The 12,080-nt window shown below is 44.4% G+C and carries 10 protein-coding genes and 1 riboswitch; of the genes, 7 read left to right on the top strand and 3 right to left on the bottom strand.

All coding sequences use genetic code 11. The features are described from left to right. Positions 1 to 1,470 (top strand): sensor domain-containing diguanylate cyclase, encoded by a 1,470-nt coding sequence (locus DN062_RS09225; protein ID WP_112159052.1) that lies wholly within the window; start codon positions 1 to 3, stop codon positions 1,468 to 1,470. Between the two features lie 35 nt (positions 1,471 to 1,505). Here the strand turns inward: DN062_RS09225 and thiC are convergent, their stop codons facing one another. Together thiC and thiD are read right to left on the bottom strand one after the other, a co-directional pair. Beyond that, the gene (thiC, locus tag DN062_RS09220; protein WP_112159051.1) at positions 1,506 to 3,386 is read right to left on the bottom strand and encodes a phosphomethylpyrimidine synthase ThiC; all 1,881 of its coding nucleotides are present in this window, start codon (positions 3,384 to 3,386) and stop codon (positions 1,506 to 1,508) included. 57 nt (positions 3,387 to 3,443) lie between these two features. Next, entirely contained in the window at positions 3,444 to 4,259 is an 816-nt protein-coding gene (gene thiD, locus DN062_RS09215) for a bifunctional hydroxymethylpyrimidine kinase/phosphomethylpyrimidine kinase (RefSeq protein WP_112159050.1), read from the bottom strand. A 59-nt stretch (positions 4,260 to 4,318) separates the two neighbouring features. Beyond that, a riboswitch (TPP riboswitch) is annotated at positions 4,319 to 4,412 on the bottom strand. Positions 4,413 to 4,539: 127 nt separating this feature from the next. On the opposite strand from thiD, the gene DN062_RS09210 reads away from it, so the two are divergent. Continuing rightward, positions 4,540 to 4,725, top strand: a complete 186-nt coding sequence (locus tag DN062_RS09210; RefSeq protein ID WP_112159049.1) for a CPXCG motif-containing cysteine-rich protein — start codon at positions 4,540 to 4,542, stop codon at positions 4,723 to 4,725. Positions 4,726 to 4,730: 5 nt separating this feature from the next. Further along, positions 4,731 to 5,372: an MBL fold metallo-hydrolase gene (locus DN062_RS09205; RefSeq protein ID WP_112159048.1), complete on the top strand. Its 642-nt coding sequence runs from the start codon at positions 4,731 to 4,733 to the stop codon at positions 5,370 to 5,372. Positions 5,373 to 5,378: 6 nt separating this feature from the next. On the opposite strand, the gene pfkA is transcribed toward DN062_RS09205, so the two are convergent. Next, on the bottom strand, positions 5,379 to 6,383 hold the full coding sequence (pfkA, locus tag DN062_RS09200) for a 6-phosphofructokinase (protein ID WP_193483885.1): 1,005 nt from the start codon (positions 6,381 to 6,383) through the stop codon (positions 5,379 to 5,381). 112 nt (positions 6,384 to 6,495) lie between these two features. On the opposite strand from pfkA, the gene DN062_RS09195 reads away from it, so the two are divergent. The 4 genes from DN062_RS09195 to DN062_RS09180 all read left to right on the top strand — a co-directional run bounded on the left by DN062_RS09195 (position 6,496) and on the right by DN062_RS09180 (position 11,941). Continuing rightward, positions 6,496 to 7,467 carry a TAXI family TRAP transporter solute-binding subunit gene (locus tag DN062_RS09195; RefSeq protein ID WP_338039973.1) on the top strand — a complete coding sequence of 324 codons (972 nt, stop codon included), beginning with the start codon at positions 6,496 to 6,498 and terminating at the stop codon, positions 7,465 to 7,467. Positions 7,468 to 7,647: 180 nt separating this feature from the next. Continuing rightward, entirely contained in the window at positions 7,648 to 8,631 is a 984-nt protein-coding gene (locus DN062_RS09190) for a TAXI family TRAP transporter solute-binding subunit (RefSeq protein ID WP_112159047.1), read from the top strand. 271 nt (positions 8,632 to 8,902) lie between these two features. Beyond that, on the top strand, positions 8,903 to 11,497 hold the full coding sequence (locus tag DN062_RS09185) for a TRAP transporter permease (RefSeq protein ID WP_112159046.1): 2,595 nt from the start codon (positions 8,903 to 8,905) through the stop codon (positions 11,495 to 11,497). Between the two features lie 15 nt (positions 11,498 to 11,512). After that, complete coding sequence (locus DN062_RS09180; protein WP_112159045.1) at positions 11,513 to 11,941, top strand: universal stress protein; 429 nt, start codon at positions 11,513 to 11,515, stop codon at positions 11,939 to 11,941. Positions 11,942 to 12,080 lie beyond the last annotated feature (139 nt).

Below are 12,080 nucleotides of genomic sequence, written 5' to 3'. Positions count from 1 at the left end.
ATGCCATCAAAACGGCCGATTATTCGACCCAAACTCTCTGTGACAGTATTAGTTGTCTCACTGGTTTTTGTGGTTATGTTTTTAGTGAGCGTTGGCTTTTCGTTAGGGTTATTACGAGGCATTACGGCAAAAACTCAAGAAACCAGCCAAGAGCTTTTACCAGAGCTTGTTCATACTCAAAATAATCTACTAAAGATTGAACAGATACGCTCCTACATCGATTTGATTTATTGGGTACAAAATGGAAATTTAGAGCGGAACTATCGATTAGAGTCTCAAGTATTAATTCATAGCTTTTTGTTTGAAAATGATCCCTTTTTGGCTTCAGAGGCCAGTAATATCCTACATGATATTCGTGAAATCGCGAGTATTCGTCAATTACAACGCACTTTACAGCGTGAAGCTATTCAAGCACTTAACGAATTTACGGATCCAAACGTCATTAAAGTTCGTGGCTTGCTATCAGCACTGCCTCAGCGTGAGATACGTGAAGGTCAGTTGCCAAGCACATTTGGCCAATTAACAGCTCTTTCGTCATTTGCAGAGATTGAGCAACGTATTCTATTTATCTCCGATTTGAATCGGCAGTTGGACTGGATGTTGATTGATACAAAGGCCAGATTAGAGCGTGTTTCTACCTATTTGAATTCAGATGCCGCTTTAAAAGCTCAAACCTTAGCGACGGATATTGGTACAGACATAGAGCGCATTACACAGTATTCGGTTTTTTTCATGAGTGTCGTTGTTCTTCTGTTCTTATTCCTATTTTTCGTCTTCAAAAACACCTTACTAAGACCGATACAGTCATTAGTTGCTGGCTTGAAAGCAATTGAGCAACAGGGCAACAAAACCATTATGTTAAAACCACTCTTTTTTAAAGAGTTGGATACGATTCGAGAGTCTATTGAGGATTATTCGGGACTGGTCTTCCGTATGCAAAAAGCCAATCAAGAATTGGAAAATCTATCTCGTATAGATGGGTTGACGGGCTTAGCCAATCGTCGATATTTGGATGAAATATTGCATGAAGAAATGAATAGAGCGATGCGACACCAGCATGCCCTTGCTTTGTTGATGATAGACATTGATCATTTTAAAGGACTGAACGATCAATACGGACACCAAGTCGGGGATCACTGCTTAAAAGTCATCGCTCAGATTATTAAAGGCTATACGCAGCGTACAGGTGAGTTGGCGGCGAGATTCGGCGGAGAGGAGTTTACCTTGATCTTACCCGAGATCGCTCATCCTGACGTTTGGAGAATAGCTGAGTCGATACGGGAAGAATGTAGCCAAACGGCGATTTATTTAGAAAATGATTTTAGCATTTCAATTCAAATGACTGTCAGTATTGGCTTTGTGCATCAGGTTGTTGATGTCACAGATGACGCTGAAGCATTATTGAAAAAAGCAGACCAAGCACTGTATCAAGCAAAAGCTTCCGGACGCAATTGCGTTCGTGAAGGTTAGAGGCTCATGCTTGAGCCTCTAACCTTATGTTCATATTAGGCCTTGTGATACAACTGTGAACCCGTTCCTTTGAATTCCTCTGATTTCTCTTGCATACCCTGTTTGACAGAATCTTGCATCATGGCGACTTGCTTATCGTCCAAGGCTCGAATCTCTTGTGATATCTTCATCGAACAGAACTTTGGCCCACACATCGAACAAAAATGAGCAACCTTCGCAGACTCCTTGGGTAGCGTTTCATCATGAAAGGCTCGGGCGGTATCGGGATCTAACCCTATATTAAATTGATCCTCCCAGCGGAACTCAAAGCGTGCCTTTGACATGGCGTTATCTCTGATCTGGGCACCAGGATGACCTTTCGCTAAATCAGCTGCATGAGCGGCAATCTTATAGGTAATAATGCCTGTTTTAACGTCATCTTTGTTAGGAAGGCCTAAGTGCTCTTTCGGGGTGACATAGCAGAGCATTGCACAGCCATACCAGCCAATCATAGCAGCACCTATGCCTGAGGTAATATGATCATATCCAGGTGCAATATCGGTTGTTAAGGGCCCTAAGGTGTAAAAGGGAGCCTCATGGCAGCTTTCTAGTTGCTTATCCATATTTTCTTTAATCATGTGCATGGGGACATGTCCAGGCCCTTCGATCATGACTTGAACATCATGCTTCCACGCAATCTTGGTGAGCTCTCCTAAGGTTTCCAACTCTGCAAATTGCGCGGCATCATTGGCATCATACACTGAGCCAGGTCGGAGCCCATCACCCAGAGAAAAGGCAACATCATAGGCTTTACAGATTTCACATATCTCTTCGAAATGTGTGTATAAGAAGTTTTCTTCGTGATGAGCAAGACACCATTTAGCCATGATGGAGCCACCTCTAGACACGATGCCTGTCATGCGCTTAGCCGTGAGAGGGACATATCTTAGTAACACACCCGCATGAATGGTAAAGTAATCGACACCTTGCTCGGCCTGTTCAATGAGCGTGTCTTTGAATACTTCCCAGTTTAAATCTTCCGCCACACCATTTACTTTTTCCAAGGCTTGATAAATGGGAACAGTTCCGATTGGAACGGGTGAGTTACGAATGATCCATTCACGTGTCTCGTGGATGTTTTTGCCTGTTGATAAGTCCATAATCGTATCGGCCCCCCAACGTGTTCCCCATGTCATCTTTTCAACTTCCTCTTCAATTGAGGAGCTAAGAGCGGAGTTGCCTATATTGCCATTGATCTTCACCAGAAAGTTTCGACCAATGATCATGGGCTCTAACTCAGGGTGATTGATGTTGCAAGGGATAATGGCTCTTCCTGCAGCAACTTCTTGCCTGACAAATTCTGGTGTGATGTTTTCGGGTAGTTTGGCACCAAAGCTGTGGCCGGGGTGCTGTAAGGACAGTAAGGGTTCTTCGGCATGTGCTTTAGCAACGCGCATATTTTCGCGTATGGCAATAAATTCCATTTCAGGAGTGATGATGCCTTTGCGAGCATAGTGCAACTGGGTCACATTTTTGCCAGCTTTTGCGCGCCTAGGTTTTCTTTTCAGTTCGAATCTGAGCTCATCCAAACGCAAGTCGGCTTCACGTGTGCGGCCATATTCAGAGCTGAGTTGAGAAAGTTGCTCTGTATCCTCTCGTTCTTGAATCCAAGCATCGCGCAGTGGTACTAATCCCTTGCGCACATCGATGTTTGCCTCAGGGTCTGTATAAGGTCCTGAAGTGTCATAAACATACAAGGGCGGATTTTTTTCGACCCCTTGCTCTGTTGGTGTATCAGCCAGAGTAATCTCGCGCATAGGGACCAAAATATCGGGTCGGCCCCCTTTGATATAGACCTTACGTGAGTTTGGAAAAGGTTGAACAGAGTGCGTATCAACTTGCGCTGTTTGATTAAGGCGTGCATTGGGATTGAGCATAGAAAAAGTCCTTATCCTTGTTAGTATGTGGGTGAATGACTGGGTTGAAGCGACTCTTTACAGCCAGAAATCATGAAAATGATGAATTGGCCCAAAACCTCGTCCAACGTTTAATCGGTCTGAGTGCTCGATTGCCTGAGTTAACCAATTTTTAGCTTCCTCTACGGCCTGCTCAAGCGAGTACCCCTTAGCAATATTTGCAGTAATGGCGGATGCCATTGAGCAGCCAGTTCCGTGAGTGTTTTGTGTTTTAATGCGTGTAGATTCAAAACGATGTATGCATGATGGCGTCGCCAGAAGGTCATAACAGCGATCAGAAGATGCGAGGTGCCCGCCTTTAAGTAATACGGCTTTGGAGCCCAGATTCATGAGCTGATCCAGTGTTTTATACATGGCATCAAGAGACTGGGCTTCATCTTCTCTACAGAGAACGGCAGCTTCAGGTAGATTGGGAGTGATCAATGTTGCTTTAGGAATGAGTTGACTGATGAGTGCTTGAGTTGCGTCAGAGACTAGCAGCATTTTCCCGGTTTTCGAGACCATGACAGGATCAAGAACTATAGGAATATGTGTCGCTTCCGACAAGCATTGTGCAACAGCTGTTATGGTGGCTTCATCACCAATCATGCCTACTTTGATGGCATTGACGGATAAGTCCTCAAGTACGCACCGAATTTGATCTTTAATGATTTCAATGGGCACCGAGTGAATCGAACGCACTTCACAGGTGTTCTGTGCAGTAATGGCTGTAATGACAGAGGCACCATAGACACTGAGGGCCGAAAAGGTTTTAAGGTCGGCTTGAATGCCCGCACCACCACCGCTATCTGAACCCGCAATCGTGAGTGCAATGGGAAACGTTTGAGTTGTCAATGTAGCTCTCCTGTAGGATAAAGACCTGACAGGGGTGCCGTGAAGACTATAGGTGCTGTAATAAGCATGTCTCGATATTCCTACGCCGGTATAAGCCGGATCAGGTTCAACGGGTGTAATCTCAGCCCACAAAGGGCACCCCGACCAAGATGATCATTTTTAGTCTACGCTTATTTTCAGTCTGAATGCAATAGCTAAACTTCAGCTGTAAAAGGGAGCAAAAGCATAAAAATAAGCTAGGCTGTTAGTAGGATTGCGATGATTATGAGCGAGGTACCCTATGAATCCTTTAGAAACGATTGATCTTTTATGTCCTTACTGCAGTGAGTCGATTAGTTTTATTGTGGATTGCTCTGAAAATGAACAAGAATACACAGAAGACTGTCCAGTTTGCTGTAGCCCTGTTTTAATCAATGTCTCGATCGGCAATAATCTAACCTTTAGAGCAGAGCGCGAGAATGGTTAGCGGTGATGAAATATAAAATAGTTCCGGTTACTCCCTTTCAGCAAAATTGTACTGTTATGTGGTGTGAAAAAACGCTCAAAGCTGTAGTAGTAGATCCAGGCGGTGATGTACATAAAATCGTAAACCTGCTTGATAGTGAAAAGCTGATTCTTGAAAAAATACTCTTAACCCATGCGCATATTGATCATGCGGGTGGGACTGCTGAATTGGCCAGTCTCAAAAATGTGCCAATTGAAGGACCCCATAAAGACGATCAGTTTTGGATTGAGGGATTGGATCAACAGTCGGCTATGTTTGGCTTTCCAAAAGTGAACAGCTTCACGCCTAATCGATGGCTAAATGACGGAGATCAAGTAACTTTTGGCGGAGTTGTACTTGATGTGTTGCATTGTCCAGGCCATACGCCGGGCCATGTTGTTTTTTACAATGCAGACGAAAAATTGGCGCAAGTCGGTGATGTTATTTTTCAAGGCTCGATTGGACGAACAGACTTCCCTCGAGGTAATCATCAAGATCTGATTCGCTCAATTAAAGAAAAACTATTTGCGCTTGGAGATGATGTAAGATTTATTCCAGGTCATGGTCCAATGTCAACGCTGGGTGCAGAAAGGCAGCATAACCCCTTTGTGGCCGATCATCGCGGTTAAGGGGGGTTATTTGTGTAACTGTAAGGCTATTTTCAAGAGTTCCGGATCCAGGCCTTTGCGATATCGGGTCAAGTTATCGAGAGGAACATTAACGACTTGGCCTTGATTAATGCCAACCATCATATCGCTATAACCGGCGAGTAGATATTCTAGGGCTTTGGCGCCTAGACATGAGGCAAGTACTCGGTCATGGCCACTTGGATGCCCGCCTCTTTGTATATGACCTAGGATAGAAACATAAGGCGTATGTCCATGATGAGTTAATTGCTCAGCTAGACGATTTGTTAGCCCTGGAGAGTTACCTTCGGCAACTACAATGATGCCACTTGATCCCAAACCCTTACGTTTAGATGTTGCTAATTGCAATGAGATAGCTTCTATATCGACGGCAAACTCAGGTACAACTATCATTTCTGCACCTGCAGCGATACCAACATGTATCGCCAGAAATCCTGAGCTTCGTCCCATGACTTCAACTAAAAAATAACGCTCATGAGAGTCAGCGGTATCCCGTATTTTGTCGATGGCACCCAGTGCGGTGTTAACGGCAGTATCAAAGCCGATGGTGTCATCGGTTCCAAAAATATCGTTATCAATTGTCCCAGGTATTCCAATCACGGGTAATCCCGTTTCCTCTTCAAACAAGTGTGCCCCTGTCAGAGAACCATCGCCGCCAATAACAATTAGTGCCTCAATGCCCAGCTTGCGAAGATGGTTTGCTGCAATTGCGCGGATATTGGCTTGATGAAACTCTGAACAACGAGCACTTTTTAAAAAAGTACCGCCTTTTTGAACAATGTTGGAGACGCCTTTGCTAGAAAGGAGGTGAATATCACCGTTGATCAGACCGCTGTAGCCGCGCTGCACTCCGTAGACCTTAATGCCATGATGTAAAGCTGTTCTTACAACACCTCGAATGGCCGGGTTCATGCCTGGAGAATCGCCACCGCTGGTTAGAACCGCAATGGATTTATAACTGCGGATAGGCTCAAGAGAGGGCAAATCATACATAAAGCACCTGTATTTATCATCAAGTTACGACTATAACTAACCTGAAGTCTAGCAGATACAGAGTGAATCCGCAGGTGAAGGCTTTGATTTTAAAATGATTGAGGTGAAGTGAATGATGTATCGTGTTTTGTCTAGATTTATAGGCGTGCTAATGCTGTGTTGTGCTCTTTCACTAACCGTATCCGCAGAATCATTTGTCACCATCGGTACGGGTGGAGTAACGGGGGTTTATTATCCTGCAGGCGGTGCTATTTGCCGTTTAGTTAATCGGGATCGTGTGGAACATGGGGTTCGTTGCGCCGTTCGAACAACGGGCGGTTCGGTCTATAACCTTTCAGGTCTTAGAACGGGTGAGTTTGATTTAGCGATTGTGCAGTCTGATTGGCAATACCATGCGTTCGAAGGAACGGATGTATTTTCAGCAGCAGGTCCGCATTATGAGCTCAGATCTGTTTTTTCCCTGCACCCTGAACTCTTTACACTTCTCGTCCGTGAAGATGCTCAAATCCACTCTTTAAATGATTTAGTGGGTAAGCGAGTCAATATTGGTAATAAGGGGTCGGGTCAACGAGCGACGATGGAAAGGCTGATGTTACTTAAGGGCTGGGATGAGAATAGTTTTGCAGAGATGTTTGAGCTTGGTGCTGCTGAACAAGCGAGTGCGCTATGTGATGGGAAAATTGATGCAATGGTCTATGTAGTGGGGCACCCTAGTGGTTCGGTACAAGAGGCGACAACAATCTGTGATGCAAAGCTGGTTGATGTTCAGGATGCTGATGTCGATGATCTGGTGAGACGTCATTCATATTACAGGCAGGCCTATATTCCTGGTGGGCTCTATCGTGGCAATGACCTGGATGTGCTCAGCTTTGGTGTAGCAGCGACCCTAGTGACCACGACAAACGTGAGTGACGAGGTGATTTACTCGATGGTTAAATCAGTATTTGAGAGCCTTACAGTTTTTCGTCGTTTGCATCCGGCATTTGCGATTTTGACAAAAGAGGCTATGGTAAATGAAGCTTTAAGCGCCCCCTTCCACTCAGGAGCGGAGCGCTATTATAAAGAAGTGGGGTTGATTGAGTAGGCTGACCATTGATCATCAAGCTTCTCATCTAACGCCGAATCGGTTAAGGTTAAACTTTAGTGTAAAAATTAAGTACATTTGGTTGTTTTTGTTGCTCTGTTTTAAAATTTATAGAGTTGTTTATTAACAACTAAATGTCTTAGGTTAGTAATAAAATTATAATCCTTAAGGGGTGTATTTATGAAGCGTCTTACATTTTCAGCAGCTGCGTTGACAGGGGCAGTTCTGGCTGCAACGACTTTCTCAACACAAGTGGTTGCTGATCAGAAGTTCATTACCATTGGCACAGGCGGACAGACTGGCGTTTATTACGTCGTTGGTCAGTCGGTATGTCGAATGGTTAACCGTAATAGTGATGAGCATGGCGTGCGTTGTAATGCACCTTCTACTGGTGGTTCAGTTGCTAACGTAAATGGCATGAAAAGTGGTGAACTAGACATGGGTGTTGTCCAGTCTGATGTTCACTATAGAGCCTATAATGGCGAAGCAAACTTTGAAGAAGGCGGTGCATGGGGTGAGATGCGCTCTGTGTTCACCATGCATGGTGAACCACTGACTGTGATTGCACGCGCTGATTCAGGTATTAGTGAGTTTGCTGATCTCAAAGGCAAGCGAGTTAATATTGGTAACCCGGGTTCAGGACAGCGCAACACCATGGACTTAGTGATGGCGCGTATGGGATGGACAGTGAATGACTTTGCTCTGGCATCACAGTTGGATGCAGCAGAGCAGGCTTCAGCTTTGTCTGATAATAACATCGATGCAATGATCTATGTGGTGGGGCATCCAAACGGATCAATACAAGAAGCAACGACAACTGTTGATTCTCGTTTAATTCCAGTGACTGGTGCTGAGATCGACGGCCTGATTGAAGAGTTCCCGTACTATACGCGTTCTGTGATTCCAGGTGGGTTGTATCGTGGCAATGATAACGATGTAGAAACCTTTGGTGTGGCTGCGACGTTCGTTAGCCATGCGGGAGTAGACGATGAAGTTGTCTATCACACAGTTAAAGCAGTGTTTGAGAATTTCGACCGTTTCAAGCGCTTGCACCCAGCATTTGCTAATTTGGACGAGGAAAGCATGGTATCCGATGGCTTAACTGCACCACTGCATGAAGGTGCTAAGCGTTACTACATGGAGCGTGGTTGGATCCAAGAGTAATTAAGCTTAGTTAAACTTGTAGTTACTAAAAATGCGCGCTGATGTCGCGCATTTTTTGTTTAGCGAGAACCTAAGAAATCTTGCTCCTCAGATAAGCAATACTCTTTCGTGAGTGTAGTTGCAGTTAGATGTGGCGGTTATTTGTATTTATGGCGTAAGCCGCTAGTCTAAAGAAGTATTGCTGTTCTAAAGGCGGGCGCATGATCAGTAAGTTTAAAGAGTGCTTACACGGCACATTCAGTGTTCAGCATAATGACATCAGGATACGTCTATGACACATGATAAAAAACCTTCATCGGCTGAAACGGTTGATCTAGATGAACTCGTTGCCTCAACTGACACAGGCTCTAGGTCACCTGATGGTCTTCCGGGTAAATTGCTAGTTAGTTTAGCGGCGGCATGGTCACTATTTCAGCTTTGGATTGCATCACCCTTGCCATTTATGGTTGGGTTTGGTGTTTTTAATGCGACAGAGGCTCGTTCTATACACTTGGCCTTTGCACTGTTGCTTGCCTTTATGGCCTATCCTGCTTTCAAAAACTCACCACGTAACCGTATTCCAGCCTTGGATTGGATCGTAGGTGGCATAGCGGCCTTTGGTGCTGGCTATATATTTTTATTTTACAACGAGTTGTCTGGGCGTCCAGGTGCACCTATTTCACAAGATGTCATTATAGGTGTAATAGGATTATGCCTGTTGCTCGAAGCGACCCGTCGAGCCTTAGGGCCACCACTTGTGATTGTGGCATCCTGCTTTATTTTATATAGCCTCTTTGGGCCTCATATGCCGGGTATCCTTGCTCATCGGGGAGTAAGTCTAAACGGATTGATCAATCATCAATGGTTAACCGCACAAGGGGTTTTTGGTATTGCTTTAGGCGTATCGACAAGCTTTGTGTTTCTGTTTGTGCTGTTTGGAGCGTTACTAGATAAAGCTGGTGCAGGTAATTATTTTATTAAAGTTGCTTTCTCTTTATTAGGGCACTATCGCGGGGGGCCAGCAAAGGCGGCGGTTGTGGCTTCGGGCATGACAGGATTAATATCGGGATCCTCTATTGCCAACACGGTGACGACCGGAACATTTACCATCCCAATGATGAAACGGGTAGGGTTTAGTTCTGAAAAGGCTGGAGCTGTTGAGGTTTCATCTTCTGTCAATGGGCAGATTATGCCTCCTGTGATGGGGGCTGCAGCATTTTTAATGGTTGAGTATGTAGGCATTTCTTATGTTGAAGTGATTAAACATGCTTTTTTACCAGCGTTAATATCGTATATTGCCTTGATTTACATTGTGCATTTAGAGGCTTTGAAGGCCAATATGAAGGGGTTACCTTCAAGTAACCCAGTTCGACCTTTGTTGAATAAAATATTAGGGTTCATGACGGGATTGATCTTGCTAATGATTCTGTCCTTTGGCGTTTATTATGGGCTTGGCTGGCTAAAGCCGATACTTGGAGATAAAACTCCTTGGGTCGTTTCTGTTGTCTTAGCTGTTGTCTATGTCCTACTGTTAAAAATCGGGGCGGGATACCCTGAGTTAGAGCTAGATGACCCGAACTCTGATGTGGTTAAGCTACCGCAAACACGCCCAACTGTGATGGTGGGATTGCACTATATACTTCCTGTGGTTGTTCTCGTTTGGTGTTTAATGGTTGAACGCCTATCCCCAGGTTTATCAGCATTTTGGGCTACTGTGTTTATGATTTTTATCATGCTAACGCAACGCCCTTTAATTGCTATTTTCAGACAACGCAGTCAGCTTTCTGCCGATTTAAAAGAAGGTGTGAATGATCTTTGGATTGGCCTTGTCGCAGGTGCCAGAAACATGATTGGTATCGGGATTGCGACAGCGGCCGCTGGAATCATTGTGGGGGCGGTATCACAGACTGGTGTAGGATTGGTTTTAGCCGATGTGGTTGAGCTGCTGGCAATGGGTAATTTGATGTTGATCCTCTTATTGACAGCCTTGTTGAGCTTAATTTTGGGTATGGGATTGCCTACAACGGCTAACTATATTGTCGTTTCTGCATTAATGGCGCCTGTTGTTGTGCTACTTGGGCAGCAAAATGGCTTAATAGTCCCCTTAATTGCTGTGCATCTTTTTGTGTTTTACTTTGGGATTATGGCTGATGTCACACCACCTGTAGGACTTGCTTCGTTCGCAGCGGCAGCCGTCTCCGGAGGAGATCCATTAAGAACAGGTTTTCAAGCCTTTTACTATAGTATGCGAACAGCCGCTTTACCCTTCCTGTTTATATTTAACACCGATCTATTGTTGATTGATGTGACATTCATGCAAGGGATTTTTATTTTTATTGTCTCGACTATTGCAATGCTGATTTTTGCTGCAGCAACGCAGGGTTATATGTTAACGCGCAATCGTTGGTATGAGACAGTTCTTTTATTGCTGGTTGCATTCACTCTGTTCAGGCCTGGTTATTGGATGGATAAGATACATGATCCATACCAGCAAGTGCCCCCAGCTGAGTTTGCACAAGCGCTGATGAGTGTCGAATCAGGAAGTAATTTGCGCGTTCAAGTTGAAGGTGAAAATGAGTTTGGAGACCCATTAATTACCTATTACTTAGTGCCAGTTCCTTCTGGAGCAACATCTGAGGAGAGAATGAATAATCTAGGGCTGCAATTGATGATCGAAGGAGAAAGGGCGATTGTTGATTTGGTTGATTTTGGTAGTCTTGCCGCTGACATTGGTTTTGACTTTGACCAAGAAATTCTCGAAATCAGTGCGCCAGTAGATCGTTGGGCTAAGGAATGGATATGGATACCGGGCTTTGCTTTGTTTTTAATGATATATCTCTTGCAGCATCGTCGACGCTCATCTGATGTTCAATTCACGAAGGCTTAATAAGAGGTGTTTTCGATGTATACAAAAATATTATTGCCAGTGGTATTGAATGAAGAATGTTCATGGCGCAAGGCGTTGCCTGTCGCCATTGATCTGTGCCGCACCTATGGAGCCTCTTTGCATATATTAACGGTGTTGCCCGAGGTCAGTATGCCAATGGTTGGATCTTTCTTTCCGAAAGACTTCAGTACAAAAGCGCATCAAGCCTTAAAGGAACAGTTGAAAAAATTTGTTGCTGAACATGTCCCAGAAGGTATTCATGTCCAGAGAATCGTTGCTGATGGCTCACCTTGGGAGACAATTATTAGGATCAGTAAAGATGTTGATGCTGACTTGATTGTGATGGCAGCTCACAATAAGCGAAATTTGGTAGACTATGTTCTAGGCCCTAACTCATCACACGTGGTTAGGCATAGCCATAAATCTGTCATGGTTGTCAGATGATGCGTAGTGTCTGTAACCAACAAAAGGCGTTTTAGATCATCTTTTTTAATATTTCTTAAAAAAGAGTTGACCTAGGTCCTAAACCTATTTAATATTCGCGCCTTGCTTGAGAGACAAGGCCTTCCGGGGCAGAGTCACT

Source organism: Nitrincola tibetensis, from assembly GCF_003284585.1.
GTDB classification, from domain to species: domain Bacteria; phylum Pseudomonadota; class Gammaproteobacteria; order Pseudomonadales; family Balneatricaceae; genus Nitrincola; species Nitrincola tibetensis.
Note: the sequence above shows the minus strand (reverse complement) of the source record. Positions and strands in the feature narration are given on the sequence as shown.